Source organism: Rhizobium sp. 01N424 (assembly GCF_056399485.1).
Genome location: NZ_JBFTRK010000009.1, coordinates 12,956 through 29,974 on the forward strand (window position 1 = coordinate 12,956; position 17,019 = coordinate 29,974).

The 17,019-nt window shown below is 63.7% G+C and carries 17 protein-coding genes; 7 read left to right on the forward strand and 10 right to left on the reverse strand.

The features are described 5' to 3' along the window. Positions 1-31: 31 nt before the first annotated feature. Positions 32-1,258: a type 1 periplasmic-binding domain-containing protein gene (locus AC1DNK_RS20940; protein WP_477943155.1), complete on the forward strand. Its 1,227-nt coding sequence runs from the start codon at positions 32-34 to the stop codon at positions 1,256-1,258. Positions 1,259-1,284: 26 nt separating this feature from the next. On the opposite strand, the gene AC1DNK_RS20945 is transcribed toward AC1DNK_RS20940, so the two are convergent. From AC1DNK_RS20945 to AC1DNK_RS20960, 4 genes are all read right to left on the reverse strand, one after another. Further along, positions 1,285-1,938, reverse strand: coding sequence for a hypothetical protein (locus AC1DNK_RS20945; protein ID WP_477943156.1), 654 nt, complete (start codon positions 1,936-1,938; stop codon positions 1,285-1,287). A 121-nt stretch (positions 1,939-2,059) separates the two neighbouring features. Next, complete coding sequence (locus tag AC1DNK_RS20950) at positions 2,060-3,067, reverse strand: aldo/keto reductase (RefSeq protein ID WP_477943157.1); 1,008 nt, start codon at positions 3,065-3,067, stop codon at positions 2,060-2,062. Positions 3,068-3,093: 26 nt separating this feature from the next. Continuing rightward, a complete protein-coding gene (locus AC1DNK_RS20955) occupies positions 3,094-3,390 on the reverse strand; it encodes a putative quinol monooxygenase (RefSeq protein WP_477943158.1) in 297 nt (98 codons plus the stop codon). A gap of 17 nt (positions 3,391-3,407) precedes the next feature. Next, the gene (locus AC1DNK_RS20960; protein ID WP_112537248.1) at positions 3,408-4,205 is read right to left on the reverse strand and encodes a type 1 glutamine amidotransferase domain-containing protein; all 798 of its coding nucleotides are present in this window, start codon (positions 4,203-4,205) and stop codon (positions 3,408-3,410) included. Positions 4,206-4,317: 112 nt separating this feature from the next. On the opposite strand from AC1DNK_RS20960, the gene AC1DNK_RS20965 reads away from it, so the two are divergent. Beyond that, on the forward strand, positions 4,318-5,226 hold the full coding sequence (locus AC1DNK_RS20965; RefSeq protein ID WP_477943159.1) for a LysR family transcriptional regulator: 909 nt from the start codon (positions 4,318-4,320) through the stop codon (positions 5,224-5,226). A gap of 13 nt (positions 5,227-5,239) precedes the next feature. On the opposite strand, the gene AC1DNK_RS20970 is transcribed toward AC1DNK_RS20965, so the two are convergent. Then, on the reverse strand, positions 5,240-5,695 hold the full coding sequence (locus AC1DNK_RS20970) for a MarR family winged helix-turn-helix transcriptional regulator (RefSeq protein WP_112537250.1): 456 nt from the start codon (positions 5,693-5,695) through the stop codon (positions 5,240-5,242). 36 nt (positions 5,696-5,731) lie between these two features. Further along, the gene (locus AC1DNK_RS20975; protein ID WP_477943160.1) at positions 5,732-6,172 is read right to left on the reverse strand and encodes a MarR family winged helix-turn-helix transcriptional regulator; all 441 of its coding nucleotides are present in this window, start codon (positions 6,170-6,172) and stop codon (positions 5,732-5,734) included. Between the two features lie 86 nt (positions 6,173-6,258). Between AC1DNK_RS20975 and AC1DNK_RS20980 the strand changes: the two genes are divergently transcribed. Beyond that, positions 6,259-8,064, forward strand: coding sequence for a chloride channel protein (locus tag AC1DNK_RS20980; RefSeq protein WP_477943161.1), 1,806 nt, complete (start codon positions 6,259-6,261; stop codon positions 8,062-8,064). Positions 8,065-8,111: 47 nt separating this feature from the next. Here the strand turns inward: AC1DNK_RS20980 and AC1DNK_RS20985 are convergent, their stop codons facing one another. Beyond that, positions 8,112-9,641 (reverse strand): ABC-F family ATP-binding cassette domain-containing protein, encoded by a 1,530-nt coding sequence (locus AC1DNK_RS20985; RefSeq protein WP_477943162.1) that lies wholly within the window; start codon positions 9,639-9,641, stop codon positions 8,112-8,114. A 381-nt stretch (positions 9,642-10,022) separates the two neighbouring features. Between AC1DNK_RS20985 and AC1DNK_RS20990 the strand changes: the two genes are divergently transcribed. Then, positions 10,023-10,322 (forward strand): alkylphosphonate utilization protein, encoded by a 300-nt coding sequence (locus tag AC1DNK_RS20990; protein ID WP_477943163.1) that lies wholly within the window; start codon positions 10,023-10,025, stop codon positions 10,320-10,322. A gap of 349 nt (positions 10,323-10,671) precedes the next feature. On the opposite strand, the gene AC1DNK_RS20995 is transcribed toward AC1DNK_RS20990, so the two are convergent. After that, positions 10,672-12,228, reverse strand: coding sequence for a helicase HerA-like C-terminal domain-containing protein (locus AC1DNK_RS20995; protein WP_477943164.1), 1,557 nt, complete (start codon positions 12,226-12,228; stop codon positions 10,672-10,674). Between the two features lie 224 nt (positions 12,229-12,452). Here AC1DNK_RS20995 and AC1DNK_RS21000 point away from each other — a divergent pair, with 224 nt between their 5' ends. Continuing rightward, positions 12,453-12,848, forward strand: a complete 396-nt coding sequence (locus AC1DNK_RS21000) for a hypothetical protein (RefSeq protein WP_112389783.1) — start codon at positions 12,453-12,455, stop codon at positions 12,846-12,848. A gap of 68 nt (positions 12,849-12,916) precedes the next feature. Here AC1DNK_RS21000 and dapB read toward each other — a convergent pair whose 3' ends face one another. Further along, entirely contained in the window at positions 12,917-13,696 is a 780-nt protein-coding gene (dapB, locus tag AC1DNK_RS21005; protein WP_477943165.1) for a 4-hydroxy-tetrahydrodipicolinate reductase, read from the reverse strand. Positions 13,697-14,249: 553 nt separating this feature from the next. Here dapB and AC1DNK_RS21010 point away from each other — a divergent pair. Then, on the forward strand, positions 14,250-14,546 hold the full coding sequence (locus AC1DNK_RS21010; RefSeq protein ID WP_112517294.1) for a hypothetical protein: 297 nt from the start codon (positions 14,250-14,252) through the stop codon (positions 14,544-14,546). 64 nt (positions 14,547-14,610) lie between these two features. Here AC1DNK_RS21010 and AC1DNK_RS21015 read toward each other — a convergent pair whose 3' ends face one another. Beyond that, on the reverse strand, positions 14,611-16,026 hold the full coding sequence (locus AC1DNK_RS21015; protein WP_477943166.1) for an aldehyde dehydrogenase family protein: 1,416 nt from the start codon (positions 16,024-16,026) through the stop codon (positions 14,611-14,613). A 99-nt stretch (positions 16,027-16,125) separates the two neighbouring features. On the opposite strand from AC1DNK_RS21015, the gene AC1DNK_RS21020 reads away from it, so the two are divergent. Then, positions 16,126-17,019, forward strand: coding sequence for a LysR family transcriptional regulator (locus tag AC1DNK_RS21020; protein WP_477943354.1), 894 nt, complete (start codon positions 16,126-16,128; stop codon positions 17,017-17,019).

Below are 17,019 nucleotides of genomic sequence, written 5' to 3' on the forward strand. Positions count from 1 at the left end.
CGGCCGCGACATCGCATCCTCGGGGGAAACAGTGACGCCGCATTTGAATTCGAAGATCGCGCGCCTGCATGGTTTACGCAACAGGGTCTTGAAGACGCCTGCTGCCATCAGCCGCGTGCTTCCCGCCCTTGTGCTGATCGCCGGCGGCCTGCTGGCCGGTTGCCAGGCGGATGGCGACAGTCTGTCGAACAGCGTCAAGAACACTGATATCAAGGCGCCCTCCAGCACTGTCGAGGAAAGCTTCGGCGAAACCGGCACGGAGATCACTCTGCTGCTGCCGAAGGGCTCCACCGGCCTTTACGAGGGCGAGGCGCGTGATGTCCGCGATGGCGCAGCGCTCGGCGTCGGCGAAGTCGGCAACGGGCAGGTCTTCGTCAAGGTTGTCGATGTCTCTGGCGGCCCGGCATCGGTTGCCGCTACCGTTTCGGCCGCCAAGGCGCGCAATTCCGCCCTCCTCGTCAGCTTCGCGCCGCAGGCGACCACCGCTGCCGTCGCAGCTATCCCTTCGGCCGAGCGCCTGCCGCTGATCAATCTCGGTGCGCCAGTCCCGGCAACATCGGGCAATGTCTACAACTTCACCTCCGACGAGGTGGACAGCGCCGTCGAAGGCGCCCGCACATCCGTCTCCGGCGGCCACAAGAAGGTCTTCGTTTTCGCCACGACGGAGCTGACGGCGATCGGCGAAGCCCGCATCGCCGATGGCGTGCGCGCTTCAGGCGGTACCTATCTTGGTTCGGCCCGCTATGCGCTTTCGGATGTCTCGGCCGCCGATGCTGTGACCAGGAGCAAGGCGCAGATGCAGGGCGCCGACACCATCGTCGTGCTGGGCAAATCCACTATCGTCACCACGGTTGCCGGTGCGATCAAGGCTGCGGGCTTCACCAATATCACGCTTGTCGGCACCAGCGGCTGGCCGCAGCAGGCCTATACCAGCCCGGCCGTATCAGGTGCGCTGATCGCGATGGTCGACCCGGAAGGTACCTCGATGATATCGGAGCGCTACCAGCGCCATTACCGGCGTCCGCTGACCGCCAATGCGGCCTATGGCTATGATGCGGTGGCAATCGCCTCCGGCATCATCCGCACCAAGGATCCGAAGGCTCTGACGGCCGAAAACCTGACCAGCAAGACGGGCTTCCGCGGCATCACCGGGCTCTTCCGCCTGAATGTCTCAGGCGGCGTCGAACGCAAGCTCAGCCTCTTCACCATCACCGGCGGCAAGCCGAACCTGTTCGTGGCGGCGCCGAAGGCCTTTTGAGGCCATCGGGTCGCTGGCTCGATAAATCAGTGCCTGGCGAGTGCCAGGCCGGACGTGTCAAAGGCCGCCGCCGCGGCCATCAGGATGCGCTGCTGGGCGGCGAGCAGGAACATGTAGCCTGCGAGCTCGACGGTTTCCTCAAACACTTCGGGCACGCCGACAAAGGCGTCGAGCGACATACCCATATGGCGCTCGGCGGCCGTCATCAGGATCAGCGACAGGCCGGCCATCACCAGTTCTAGCGCCGGAAACTGCCGCGCCTTGATCACCGGATCCAGCAATCGCCAGAGCTTGAAACGTGCCGTCACCGTCAGCGTCACCAGCACCAGCAGGATGACGAGCGGCTTTACGGCCGGGTTGAACCAAAGAAGCTTGCCGGAAAATTCCGGCCCATCCTCTGACATGCCGGATGGCGGATAGAACACCGCACCCCAGCTGATTTCACGTCCCAGGCAGATGATCCAGACCGGTACGAGCGCCAGCCAGAGCCATTTCCATGGCGTCTGGCTGCGGCTCGCCAGTACGATTGCCTGAACGGTGCCGATGGCGAGAACGAGATTGTCGAGGAGCTCGAGCGGTGCGTTTTCCCAACTCCACCAAGCCGGCAGAACGAAAGACAGCGGATATGCCAGGAGGAAAAAGGCGAAGGCCACGAGCCGGAAGGGCAGGGTGGTAGTCATTTCATCTGTACCTCTTCAAGGGAGAGGGTTTTATGAAATAAATATGACTATCGCAATCAAATATGCCCCCCATCAACAGTTAAGGATGGAGGGCAGATCGTGTGGGAGAGCCTCGTCTTCCCTAGAGCGGCAGCGGCGCCTCGGGGTTCACCAGCCCCGCCTTGCGAAGATCACGCCAGAACTCCGCCGGGATCGTCTCGTTCAATGCCGCCCCGTCCTCGGCGATGCGTTCGGGCTTGCTGGCGCCGGGGATCACGGCGGCGACGGCCGGATGTGCCAGCGAGAACTGCAGGCCTGCAGCCTTTATGCTGATGCCGTGGCGGTCAGCCAGCGCCTTGATCCGCGCCACCTTGTCGAGGATTGCGGGTGTTGCCGGCGCATATTCGAAATTCGGCCCGCCGACCAGTGCGCCCGAGCTGTAGGGGCCACCGGCGACGATGCCGAGACCGCGTTCGGCGACCAGAGGCATTACCCGCTGCAGCGCCCGGTCATGGTCGAGCAGCGTGTAGCGGCCGGCCAGCAGAAAGCCATCGGGCCGCAGTGTATCCAGACCGAGCAGCAATTCGATCGGCTCGACACGGTTGACGCCAAGGCCCCAGGCCTTGATCACGCCCTCGTCGCGCAGCCGGTCGAGTGCTCTGAAGGCGCCCTTGCGGGCGGTCTCGAAGACGTCCAGCCACTCGTCGCCATAAAAATCCTGAGCGACGTCATGGACGAAGGCGATATCGATGCGGTCTGTCTTCAGCCGCTTCAGGCTGTCCTCGATCGAGCGCAACGTTGCATCTTCCGAGTAGTCGTTGACGATCTTGTTCGGCCGTCCGTACTTGAACACATCGCCCTTCTCGCCGAGATCGCGGGCGCTGACATCCTCGATCTCGTCGAGGATCACCCGGCCAACCTTGGTGCTGATCACATATTGATCGCGTGGCCTGGCCGCCAGCGCCTTACCCATGCGGATCTCCGCAAGGCCAGCGCCGTAGAAGGGCGCGTTATCGAAATAACGGATGCCGTCGTTCCACGCGGCTTCGACAGTCGAAAGCGCCTCGGCTTCCGGAATATCGCGAAACATGTTGCCGAGCGGGGCTGCGCCGAAGCCGAGCTTGCTCGGCAGGATGTCCTTGAGTGCCATTGATCTGTCCTCTCCAGTGTTGGGTGTCAGCCGATATCGGCCGCGTCGAGCACGAGCGCGGTGCGTTCGGCGAGATCATTGATCTTCGCGAGATAGGCCTTGAAATGCGGGGTCTGGCGGTGGGCGGCCACCGCTTCATTGTCCTGATAGAGTTCATCGAGCACAAAACGCGTGGCATCGGTCTGGTCGCGCCAGATATCCCAGCGCAGATTGCCCGGCTCCGCCCGGCAGGCGGGTGCCATGCCGGACAGAAGCGCTTCGAGTTCGCCTGCCTTGCCGGGCCGGGCGGCGAGGATTGCCATGATCTTCACGGAATGCGGCATGGCTATCGTCCTTCGTTTCAGACGGCCGTTGCGCGGTTCAGCGCCTCGACCAGCTTGGCGGCAAGCGGATGGTCCGAACGCGGGTTCTGGCCGGTGATCAGTTCGCGATCGACAACGACATTCGGTTCGAAATCGATGTCACCGGTCGTCACGTTGCCCCCGGCAATCTGCAGCGCATCGACCACGTTGAAATAGAGCTTAGCGTGCAAAATGTAGTCCTCGACAACCTTTTCTTCGCTATTGGAGAACACGGTCATGTTGTACCCGGCATATTGCCAGCCCTTGGCCCATTCGGCAGCCTTTTGTGGCGCGCCGGCGATCAGCGCCGCGCGGAATTCGCGGGCATTCGGCATGGCCGAGGCGACAGCGATCGGACCATGGCAGAGCAGGGCGGTCGGCTTGGCCTTCTCGTGGAAGTGGCGCAGGATTTCGCCGAGATCGGCATCCTGCATCAGATCGACCCCAGGCGCCTGACCACCGGGCACGAAGACGCCGGCGTAGCCGTCCAGACCCTCGGCGATAACCGTCGCCAAGGTCTTCACCTCGTTCATCGACGGGTCCTCGGCATAGAAGGCCTTGGCCTTGCGGTATGCTTCTTCGTCGCCGCCGAAGTGATCCACTTTGTCGGAGACCTCATCGATATGCGGCTTGGTGCCGTTGGGGGTGGCGAGCACCACCTCGTAACCGGCAGCAATCACCGCCATCACCGGGATCACGGTCTCATTCAGATACTGGCCGGTTGCGCCGCTGCGGCCGCCTTTGATTTCGATGCGCGTTGCGTTCGAACCCACGACGAGAACTTTACCCTTGCTCATTGTCATCTCCTTGGCCTCTGGCCTCGTTTCGATGACTGGATGATGCTCTCTGGCGATGTATTTCGGAAATTTATTTGTTCTATTCCAGATATTCACATGGCATTATAACTGAATGCGATATGACCTGAATCTGATGCCGGTGTTCCTGGCGCTCATGGATGAGCGCAATGTCACCCGCGCCGCCGAACGGCTGGGCATCACCCAGCCGGCGCTCTCGAATGCGCTGAACCGCCTGCGGGACACGCTGCGCGATCCGCTGTTCATCCGCGAGCGCTACGGCATGCGCCCGACCCAGCTCGCCGAAGAGATGGCGCCGGTGGTGCGCACCGCGCTGGCGCAGTTCGACGAGCTGATCCTCGGCCAGCAGCAGTTCGACCCGGCGGAAGCCTCCAGGCTCTTCACGCTGGCGCCGAACAGCTATGCCGAATTCGTGCTGATGCCGGAGGTCGTCGCGCGGCTGCGAGAGCGCGCCGATGGCATCAAGCTCCGCCTCATCCCCTTCGGTAGTGATCTCGCCGAAACCGGCGCGGTATCAGGATCGACCGAGATGGTAATCGGCCGCATCACCGATCCGCCCGACAATATCGTCGTTCAGCACCTGATGGACGATGGCCTCGCCTGCGTCGTCCGCGCCGGTCATCCCGATATCGGCGACAGCATCTCGAAAGAACAATACGAGCGGCTGAAACACGTCAACGTTCTGCCGCCCGGCCGCCTGCGCGCCGGCCTTTTCCAGGCGCTGGAACAGCGCGGCCTGCGCCGCGAGGTGGCCGTCTCCGTCACCCATTTTCTTGCCGTGCCCGAGATGATCGCGGCTACCGACTATTGCACCACGCTGCCCAGCCAGATCTGCCGGCGGCTCGCCCGCGACCCCCGCCTGAAAATCCTGCCCGCTCCCGCCGATGTCGGCACTTTCCCCGTCGAGATCGCCTGGCATGTCCGCTACCGCCACGACCCCGCCCACCGCTGGCTGCGGTCTCTGATAGCGGAGGTGGCAAAGGAGATTGGCGAAGACGCTTGATGCGCCCGAGACCCTAGTCCGCCCAGGGATCGTCCTGCAGCGCCACGCCGTCCTGCAGACTGTGCAGGATGGCGATCAGCCGTGGGGCGAGCTCCCGGATCTCGCTCAGATGGATGGCGGTCAGCCGCTTCAGCGCCGATTCCGCCTTTGCGGTCAGCGCCAAGGTCTGGCGCCGCTTGTCGTTCGGGTCGGCGTTGCGCGACACATAGCCGGCGGCCACCAGCCGGCCGACAAGTTCGGTTGCCGAATGCGGCGCGATCAGCAGACGCTCGGCAAGCAGGCCGACCGACATCGCCTCTTCGCCGCGGTGGCCCTTGATGGCCAGCAGGGCCTGATGCTGCTGTGCCGGCAATCCTTCCTCGTGGGCAGCCGAGGCGCTGAAATCCATGAACTGGCGCAGCGTATAGCGCAGGTTCGACAGCGCCTCGTAATCGGCTTCCGTCAGATCATCTATCGGCTTCCTGGCCATCAATCCCCTGCCGTCATTCGCTTGCCGTCGGCAAGATCATTGCATCCATGCCGCCATCTCCATCCGCCGGTGATCCTGCAGCGCCCGCAGCGCCTGCATCAGCTCCGGCGCCATTTCCCGGATCTCATAAAGATGGGCAGGCGTCAGCCGACGCAATAGCTCTTCCGCCTGATCTGTCAATCGGACAACGGTGCGGCGCTTCGGCTTGGTGGCGATCGTCAGAAAGCCGCGGTCTCTCAATCCTTCGGTCAGCTCCGCGGCTGCGGCAGGCGCCAGAAACAGCGTCTCTGCCAGACTGGAAACGCTCATTTCGCCATCGATCCCCAGCCCCTTGATGGCCAGAAGCGCCTGATGTTCCGGCGGCGCAAGGCCGAGACGGGTGGCTGCATCGGCGCTGAACTGGCGGAATTTGCGGATCCGGTATCTCAGGTTGGCAAGTGCCTCATATTCGATCTCCGAAAGGCTTTCCTTGGGCATCGGCCTGCTCCTCAAAGCATGACTTGATTTATATCGTAATACGATATATTTCGCGCTTCATTGCCAGCCTGTCAACAGGAACCCCTATGTCCTCACAAAACACTCACCGGCCGCATGATTTCATGGGCGGCCTTTCCCGGCGCGAGGCCGGAGACTTCACCACCGACAAGCGCGTCATCGCCCTGATCGGCATGGCGCTGATCGTCGGCACCGGCGGCGCCCTTGCCGCCTGGGTGCTGGTCAGCCTCATTTCGCTGGTCACCAACCTCGTCTGGTTCGGCCGCTTCAGCATCCATGCCGCCTCGCTAGCAGCGGCGCCGCGCTCGGTCTGGATGGTCGTGATCCCGGTTCTCGGTGGTCTCGTCATCGGCCTGATGGCCCGTTTCGGCTCGGAGAAGATCCGCGGCCACGGTATCCCTGAGGCGATCGAGGCGATCCTGATCGGCGGCAGCCGGATGTCGCCGAAAGTGGCGATCCTGAAGCCGATTTCTTCGGCGATCTCGATCGGAACCGGCGGCCCGTTCGGCGCCGAAGGCCCGATCATCATGACCGGTGGCGCGATCGGTTCGCTGTTTGCCCAATGCTTTCACCTGAGCTCGGCCGAGCGTAAGACGCTGCTGGTGGCCGGTGCCGCGGCCGGCATGACCGCGATCTTCGGTTCGCCGATCGCCGCCATCATGCTCGCCGTCGAACTGCTGCTGTTCGAATGGAAGCCGCGCAGCTTCATTCCCGTTGCCGTCGCCGCCTGCGTGTCGGTCTGCTGGCGCCCGTTCCTGTTCGAGGCAGGGCCGTTGTTTCCGAAGCAGTTCCACATGGATCTCCCCTGGTGGGGCATCCTGCTCTGCGCCGGCATGGGCATTCTCTCCGGCCTGCAGTCCGGCATCCTGACGGCGCTGCTTTACAAGATCGAGGACCTCTTCGAAGCGCTGCCAATCCACTGGATGTGGTGCCCGGCGCTCGGCGGGCTGATCATCGGTCTTGGCGGCCTGATCGAACCGCGCGTCCTCGGCGTCGGCTACGACATCATCGATGGCCTCCTGAACAGCAGCCTGCTGCCGCAGGCGGTACTTACCGTCCTGCTGGTCAAGGCGGCCATCTGGCTCGTGGCGCTGTCATCGGGTACATCGGGCGGCGTGCTGGCGCCGCTGTTGATCTTCGGCGGCGCGCTCGGCTGGCTTGTCGGACTCGTCCTGCCCGGCGATCCCGGCTTCTGGGCGCTGCTCGGCATGGCGGCGATGATGGGCGGCACGATGCGCGCGCCGCTGACCGGCACCTTCTTCGCCGTCGAACTGACCGGCGATGTCCAAGCGCTGCTGCCACTGCTGGCGGCGACGGTAGCGGCCTATGCGGTGACCGTTCTTCTGCTGCGCCGCTCGATCCTCACCGAAAAGATCGCCCGCCGCGGCCAGCATATCACCCGTGAATATGGCATCGACCCCTTCGAATTCGCCCGCGCCCGCGACATCATGATCTCCAGGGTCGATAGCCTGAGGGCTGATATGACCGCGGGAGAGGCGATCGACCTCTTCACCACGCAGCCGAAGACGCACCGGGTCTATCCTGTCGTCGATGACCTCGGCATCCTCAAGGGTCTGATGTCGCGCGGCGACGCTCTGCGCTGGCAGCAGAAACGCGTCGAGCGCAGCCAGCCGCTCGCCGATCTGGTCTCCGACAGCTCCGTGCCGCTCGCTCACCCCGATGACACGGTCGGCTATGTCGCCGATCTGATGCTGGCAACCGATGCCGGCCGCATCCCGATCGTCGATCCCGAGAGCGGCCAGCTCGTCGGCCTCATCGCCCGCAAGGATCTGCTGCGCCTGCGCCATTCGCTCCGGGCAAGCGAAACGGAGCGCCAGCCGTATTTCGGCCCGGGCGCCAAAGCGCTGCCGTAGCATTTTCGCGCAGCCGCGGCATCGGTACGCTGCGGCTGCGCTATATCTTAGCCGCGGCCTTCCGCGGCCGCGGCAAAGAACCCTTCGGGGCTCTCCACCTCCACCAGCCGTTTACGCTCGATCTGCCAGAAGCGGTTGCCGGTGGCGCGCACGAAGCTGCGGTCGTGGGAGACCAGCAGGCAGCTTGCCTGATGCGCCATCAGCTCCGTTTCCAGCGCCTCCTGGCCGTCGATATCCAGATGGTTGGTCGGCTCGTCCAGCAGGTAGAAGTTCGGCTCGGTCAGCCTGAGCACCAGCATGCCGAGCCGCGCCTTCTGGCCGCCGGAAAGGCGGCCGACCGGCTTTGCCTGCATGTCGATCGTCATCCCGGCACCGGCGAGCAGCGCCCGCGCCCGCTGGTCGCCGATATCGAAGCGGCGGATGATCGTCTCCATCGGCGTATCGGCATCCCGGAGATCGGCGAGCGCCTGGTCGGCATAGCCCAGGACCAGCGAGGGTGTTGCCTTGATACCATCGAGCGTGGCATCCGGATTGCCGATCGCCCTGCGCAGCATGGCAACGAACCGGGATTTTCCGGCGCCGTTCTCACCGAGCAGCACGATCCGGTCACCCTGGCAGACAAACTGCTTGCCGGTCTTGAACAGCATCGTGCCATCGGGCGTACGCACCTCGGCATCATCCAGGGTAACAAGCACCTTTGCATGGGTGCCGCGATTGCCGAGCTTGATGGCGCCGGCCGAGCGTTCCAGATGCGCAGGCTTTGCCGCGTCCTCCAGCTTGTCGGCCCGCTGCTTCAATTGCTTGGTCTTGACGACAAGCAGGTCGCTGCCGGAGTTGATGCCGATATTGTTGAGCTTGGCTGCCTGCTTGCGCAGCTGCTCGGCTGTCTTCATGTCGCGCTCGTAGCGCTTCGCATCGGCGGCATCCGCCTCGTCGAGTGCGGTGCGCGCCCGCGAATAGGGGAGCGAAAACAGCTGCGAATTCTCCGGTCGCAGAAACAGCGTCCGGTTGGCGACAGCATCCAGAAAGGCGCGGTCGTGGCTGGCCAGAATGACGGGCACGTCGCGGGGCAGGGCGTTCAGCCAGTTTTCCATCAGCGCGATCTTGCCGAGATCGAGATGGTTGGTCGGCTCGTCCAGCATCAGCACGTCGGGTTCCGTCACCCAGACGCGCGCCAGCATCGCCAACCGCTGCCAGCCGCCGCTGAGCGCATTGAGCGGCCGCTGGCGGAACTCCTCCGGCACTTCGAGAGATTCAAGCACCACATCGACACGCCAGCTTTCGCTCTCCGCCTGTTCGGGTGGGAGAGCATCGAGCACGGCGTCGTAGAAGCTGTGGCCGAAGAGGGTGGACGGCACGTTCTGCTCGACATAGCCGACGGTCAATCCGCGCGCCTTGGTGATCTCGCCTTGGGTCGCTTCCAGGGCGCCGGCGATGCAGCGGAACAGCGTCGATTTCCCGCGCCCGTTGGCGGCCACCAGGCCGATGCGGTCACCGGTATTGACGGCGAGGTTCAGCTTTGAAAACAACGGCTGCGACAGGACGATGCCGAGATTGCGGATATTGATCAGTGTCATGGTCGGTCTCTGGTCTTTGCCGCATAGCTGATTCATCGAGGGCATCGGCCATCATCGATGAAGGCACTGCAGCGGCGCATAGGAATATCGGCAGCACGGGTGCTGCGGGCCACGAAGGGCAGACCAGGAAGAGGTGTCGCGAGAAACGGTCTCTGGTCAGCCCTGCAAACGCATTTGCAGGGCGTTGACGGGGCCACGCTGCCGGTAATACCGGAAATAGAAATTCTGCACGTGACCCTCCTTTCTCTTTGAGCGAACGTCCATTGGATAGCATCGCGCGGGCTGCGGCGCAACCGCACGCTGCGGCCCCGGTCTTGCCGCGGCCGGCCGGCTGCTATAAGCGCCGGTCTCATATTGAAATTCCTTTGAGGAGACGCGCCGATGGCTGCCGATGACGACTATATCTATGACGAAGCTTCAGGCGAATGGCGCCCGGCCTCCGAGATGGCCGCTGCCGCCGCCAAGGCCAGTGAAGTCCGCGACGCAGCCGGCAACCTGCTGCAGGATGGCGACAGCGTCACGCTGATCAAGGATCTGAAGGTCAAGGGCGCCGGGCAGACGTTGAAGCAGGGGACGGTAATCCGCTCGATCCGGCTGACGGACAATCCAGAAGAGATCGATTGCAAGCACGATGCGATCAAGGGGTTGGTGCTGCGAACGGAGTTTGTGCGGAAGCGGTGAGGGGCTATCGGCGGAGTGCGTGGGCGCCCCCCTCTGTCCTGCCGGACATCTCCCCCTCAAGGAGGAAGATTGGCTGGGAGCCGCTGCTCGGGCTTCGAAAACTAAGCGGTGCGACCTCCACACGCGTTCCCTCATTCCTGTGCTTGTCACAGGAAACCAGCCACCGCGCGTCCGCGCGGTGAATGACTCGTTTGCCTTTTGAAGAAGTCTCCCGCGCCCCAAGACTGGGGCGCACTGGATTCCTGTGACAAGCACAGGAATGAGGAGGGTGTGGGCACCGACCGCCCCGACCTCGACCTTGTAAGCGAGGAGCAGAGGGGGGGAAACCCCACCCGCCAATGCCGAAGCGTTAGCGCTTCAAACTCCCCAAGATCCCCCGCACCAGCGCCCGGCCGACCTGCGTCGCAACCGTCCGCGCCACGCTCTTCATCGCCGCTTCCACCACCGTCTCGCGCTGGTATCCCGAACGGCCGCGACCCTGGCCGCTCTGCTTGTTGTCGTCATCGCCACCGCCGAAGCCCGGCAGGCTCCAGCCGGAGGTCGTGTCGGCTTCAGTCGGCTGTGCCTCCTGCGCCTGCTTGGCGGCTTCCGATTCTGCTGCCTTCTTGGCGCGGGCGGCGAGGATCTCGAAGGCGGATTCGCGGTCGAGGTCTTCGTCATAGACGCCGAGAACCGGGCTGTGATCCATCACCTGCTGGCGCTCGGCATCGGTCAGCGGGCCGACGCGGCCGGATGGCGGGCGGATCAGCGTGCGTTCGACGATCGACGGCGCGCCCTTGGCCTCCAGCGTCGAGACCAGTGCCTCGCCGGTGCCGAGCGTGGTGATCACGGTGGCGCAATCGAAGGCCGGGTTCGGACGGAAGGTGTCAGCCGCCGTCTTCACCGCCTTCTGCTCGCGCGGCGAATAGGCGCGCAGCGCATGCTGCACGCGGTTGCCGAGCTGGGCGAGCACGGTCTCCGGCACGTCGAGCGGGTTCTGCGTCACGAAATAGACGCCGACGCCCTTGGAGCGGATCAGGCGGACCACCTGCTCGACACGCTCGGTCAGCACCTTCGGTGCGTCGTTGAAGAGCAGATGTGCCTCGTCGAAGAAGAACACCAGCTTCGGCTTGTCGGGGTCGCCGACTTCAGGAAGCTCCTCGAACAGCTCGGAGAGCAGCCAGAGCAGGAAAGTGGCGTAAAGCCTGGGGTTCATCATCAGCTTGTCGGCGGCGAGCACGGAAATCTGGCCGTAGCCGCGATTGTCGGTGCGCATGATGTCGGAGATCTTCAGCGCCGGTTCGCCGAAGAAATGTTCCGCACCCTGCTGCTCCAGAACCAGCATGGCGCGCTGGATCGAGCCGACGGAGGTCTTGGAAATCAGCCCGAACTGGTTGGACAGCTCGCTGGCATTTTCGGCCATGTAGTTCAGCAGCGCCGAGAAATCCTTGAGGTCGAGCAGCGGCAGGCCGGCCTTGTCGGCGATCTTGAAGGCGATGTTGATGACGCCTTCCTGCGGCTCGGAAGCATCCATCAGCCGTGCCAGCAGCAGCGGCCCCATCTCGGCGATCGTCGTGCGGACGCGGTGGCCCTTCTCGCCGAAGAGATCCCAGAAGATCACCGGGAAGAGATCGTATTCGTAATCGGTAAAGCCGATCTGCTCGGCGCGCTTGGTGAGAAAATCCTTGGCTTCGCCTTTGGCGGCAATGCCCGAAAGGTCGCCCTTGATGTCGCCGCAGAAAACGGGAACGCCGGCCTTCGAGAAGCCTTCGGCCAGCACCTGCAGCGTCACCGTCTTGCCGGTGCCGGTGGCGCCGGTGACGAGGCCGTGACGGTTGCCGAATTTCAGGTCGAGATATTCCGGCTTGTTGATGCTATCGTCAGGATTGCGGCTGGCGCCGATAAAAATCTTGCCGTCTTCGAGCATTGCGAATTCTCCCTTGGGCCAAGGCCGCCGCTAGAGCTGGAATGCGAAGATCAGCCGCATTCATTCTCCTATAGTGTACCTGTTATAAGCAGGGAGTGTGATACCGGCAACTGTTTGCATTAAAAGCAATTCTGGACAAAGTGCCGCCTTGCGAAAGGCCGCTTGAGTTGCCGGAGAAAGTCGATTAACGTTGACGTTAACGTCAAATAAAAGGAGGCCTGACGATGAATGAAGTTGTGACCCAGATCGCTGACCGCGTGGGCATCTCGCCCGACCTCGCCGAAAAGGCGCTCGGCATGATGCTCGGTTTCCTGCAGCGCGAAGCCGATGACGGCCCGGTCGCCAAGATGATCGAAGCGATCCCCGGCGGCTCCGATCTCGTCGCCCAGTTCAACGGCGAAGGTGCCAGCGGCGGCGGTCTGCTCGGCGGGCTGATGAGCGCGCTCGGCGGCGGTGGCGGCATCATGGGCCTCGGACAGCAGCTGATGAGCGAAGGCCTCGGCATGGGCGAAATCACCGCGCTCGCCAAGGAAACCATCGGCATCGCCAAGCAATATGCCGGCGAGGAAGTCGTCGATCAGGTCGTCGCTTCCGTGCCGGGCCTCAGCCAGTTCGTCTGAGACGAAGGTCATTTTGGAAATCGAAGCCTCGCGCTTTGGCGCGGGGCTTTTTGTTTGGCGCTGCGGCCTCAGGATCGCCGCGGCAATCCGAGCACGTCCTGCATTTCATATTCGCCCGGCGCCCGGCCGGCGGCGAAGCGGGCGGCGGCCAATGCGCCGCGCGCGAACATGCCGCGATCAAGTGCGGAATGCGAGATCGTCACCACTTCCTCGGCGGCGGCAAAGAGAACGCTGTGTTCCCCGACGATTCCACCACCCCTCACGACCGAAAAGCCGATCTCGCCAACCAGACGCTCGCCGGTGATGCCGTCCCGGCCGCGGCGCTCGACCGATGCCAGCGGCACGCCACGGCCGTCTGCAGCGGCGTCCCCCAGCATCAGCGCCGTGCCTGATGGCGCGTCGATCTTCCGCCGGTGATGGGCTTCCAGAATTTCGATGTCCCAGGTTTCGGCAGGCAGGGCAGCCGCCGCCTGGGCGACGAGGCCGAGAAGCATGTTGAGGCCGATCGAGAAATTGCCCGAGCGGACGATCGCAATCCGGTCTGCCGCCTTGCGGATCCGCGCAAGCTCTTCCGGTTCGAAGCCCGTCGCCCCGATCACCAGTGCCGGTCCGTTTCTTACGGCACAGAGTTCCGCCAGTTCGGCGGCAGCAGCTGCCGTCGAGAAATCCAGGATCACATCGGCCGCTTCGATCGCCGCCGACCGGTCGATCAGGCCGTCGCCGCTGCTGCCCTGACGCCCAAAACTGCCGGCATGCAGGAATGCGGGATCACCGGAAAGCGCCGAAACGATCGCCCTACCCATCCGGCCTTGCGCACCGCCGACGGCAATTTTGAGAGGTGAGGTCAAGGCGTCTCCATTTCGTGGGATTTGCGGCAGGTCGGGGTACCGCATACCGTTTTCCGTGGGCGGCGCAAGCCTTGGCGGACAACGCCGTTTTGGGGGAGCGAAGCGCGGTTTGCAGCGGCAGGCTTTTAGATGGTGATCGCCTGTATCCGTGGCCCCCTCATCCGGCCCTGTCGGGCCACCTTCTCCCCGAGGGGAGAAGGGGTGCTGGCGCGAACTTCTCCACTCCCCTTCGCCCCAACGGGGAGAAGGTGGCCCGGTAGGGCCGGATGAGGGGGGGGCGCGGGCCGCAGCTCCCACCGTCAACGCTCAGAGAAAGCAATGTATTTTCAAGCGCATCCCCGCCCTTCATCGCATCCGGCTCAACGCCTTGAATCACTTTCTTCACAACGCAGCCATCCGCCCGCGCCAAGCCCCGGAATGACACAGCCGCAGGCCCGCTTAACCTCACATTTCCAATCGCCAAATATTGATCGTCAGACGCCGCTGACGCAGGGAACAAAACCACCCCGTCGGCTGTTTCAGCCGCGATGATCAAACCGGAAGGATAACGATCATGCGCAGGCTCATTTCAATCACATCCATAGTGCTTCTCATTGCAGCCCCGGCCTTTGCTCAGTCGAGCATGGGTGTCGATACCAACGGCCGTTTCGATGGCAGCCCGCCTCCCGGCACGTCGCCCGCCTATGACGCGCAGCAGAGCGGCCTGGAAATACCGCTCGACCCGATCGAAACCGGCGGCATAACCATCCTGCGCCCGTCGAGCTGGAGAGCGCCGTGCGAGCGCGACAGCACGCATCAGACGCGCCGCGACGGCACTGTCAACGCGGCCTGCCCGGACCGCACAAACTAAGGCTGACGGCCCGATTGTTCAGCACCCGCCCGCAGCTTTGCGGGCGGAATGATTGCGTTTGCGCCTAAGCCAAAATCGCCCGTGGCTCCAGGAACGCCTCAAGCCCGAAGGTTCCGAACTCGCGGCCCATGCCCGATTGCTTGAAGCCGCCGAAGGGCGCAAGCGGCTCGTGCGGCGCGCCGTTGATCACCACGCGGCCTGATTCCATCTGCTCGGCCACCCGTCTGGCGCGGTCGATGTCGCTGGAATGGATATAGGCCTGCAGCCCATAGCTCGTGTCGTTGGCAACGCGGATGGCATCCGCCTCGTCCTTGTAGGGGATGACCGAGAGCACCGGCCCGAAGATTTCCTCGCGGGCGATGCGCATGCCGTTATGCACATTGGCAAAGATCGTCGGGCGCACGAACCAGCCGCGCTCGATGCCTTCGGGCCGCCCGCTGCCGCCGGTGAGGATCTCGGCACCTTCCTCCTCGCCAAGCCGGATATAGGACTGCACCCGGTCATATTGCTTCTGGCTCACCATCGGCCCGATCTGGACTGTGGGATCATCGGGCTTGCCAGTCTTGATCGCTTCGATGCCCGATTTCAGCCGCGGCAGGATCTCGGACATCAGGCTTTCCGGCACAAGAATGCGGGTACCGGCGACGCAGGCCTGGCCGCTGTTCATGAGCCCCATCATCAGTACGGCCGGAATGGCGGTATCGAGATCGGCATCGTCGAGAAGGATGTTCGGTCCCTTGCCGCCGAGTTCCAGCGTCACGCGCTTCATCGTCTCGGCGCCGGAGCGCAGGATCTGTTTGCCAACGGCGGTCGAGCCGGTGAAGCTCACCTTGGCGATATCCGGATGGCTGCTGAACTCGGCGCCGACGACATCGCCGCGGCCGTTGACGATGTTGAACACGCCCTTCGGCAGCCCGGCCTCATGCAGGCATTCGGTGATCAGCTGCGTCTGGATCGCGCTCATCTCGCTCGGCTTGATGACGACGGTGGAACCCGCAGCTAGCGCGGTGGCCAGCTTGGCGCAGATGAACCCGTAATTGCTGTTCCACGGGGTGATCGCCGCCACGACGCCAAGCGGCTGCATGGTGACCTCGGCGCGGCCGATCGTTCGGGTGAAGTCGTAAGTCTCCAGCACTTCCGCCATCTTCAGGAATGCCGAGGCAGCGTAGGGTACCGAAAACCCGGTGAAATATTGCGGGGCGCCGTATTCTTCAGCCATCGCCGCGGTCATCTCTTCGGCGCGGGCGGAAACGGCAGCGGCCAGACGCTGCAGCATCTCGATCCGCTCTTCCTTGCTGGTGCGCGAGAAGGCCGGGAAGGCGCGCTTGGCGGCGCCGATCGCGGCGCGCGCATCCTCGCGGTTGCCGAGCCTGACGGTGCCGATCTTCTCCTCGGTCGAAGGATTGAAGAGCTCGGCGGTTTCCTCGCCGTGAGGCGTCACGAAGGCGCCGTCGATGTAGACCTGAGTAATGTTGCGCATCGCTTTTCTCCTTTGTGCGATACGCCCTATCTGGCACCGGCCGATTGATCTGATAAGCTGCTCAATAACGGACGAGCTGGTAAGGAGATCAGGACAATGATGCGCGGCACGCTGGCGGAGCTGGAAGCGGTCATAGCCGTCGCAGCCAAGGGCGGCTTCCGTGCCGCCGCCCGCGACCTCTCGATTTCCTCCTCGGCCCTTAGCCAGCAGATCGCCACGCTGGAAGCAAGGCTCGGCGTCCGCCTCTTCAACCGCACCACCCGCAGCGTCACGCTCTCCTCTGCCGGCGAGCAGTTCGTCGCCGAAGTGACCCCGGCGCTATCGGCCATCCGCCGCGCCATCGACCAGGCCGACGAGCACCGATCCGAGCCTTCGGGCACGCTGAGGATCAACACCTCGGTCGGCGCGGCGCGGATGATCCTCGCGCCGCTCGCCGTCGAATATCTGAGGCGCTATCCGGCCATGCAGCTCGAAATCGTCACCGAAGGCGCGCTTGTCGATATCAACGCGAAGGGCTTCGACGCCGGCATCCGCATCCTGGAAGCCGTGCCGCCGGATATGATCTCCGTGCCGATCAACCGTTTCATCCGCCCTGTCATCGCCGGCTCACCCGGCTATTTCGAAGAAAAGGGCATCCCCAAGACCCCCGCCGACCTCGAAAACCACCGCTGCATCCGCGCCCGCATGGCGAGCGGCACCATTTACCGCTGGGAGTTTGAGCGGCGCGGCGAGGCCTTCACCATGGATGTGCCCGGCACGCTGATGCTCGACGACAGCGACCTCATCCTGCGCGCTGCGCGCCAAGGCGCGGGCCTCGCTTACCTCAACGAATGGCAGGTGGGCGAAGACCTGGCGGCCGGCCGCCTGATCCGCGTGCTGGAGGACTGGACGGCGCCCTATCCGGGGCTTTGCCTCTATTATCCCGGACGGCGGCATATTCCGGCCAAGCTCAGGGCGTTTGTCGAACTGGTCAGGGAAATCAGATGGGATTGA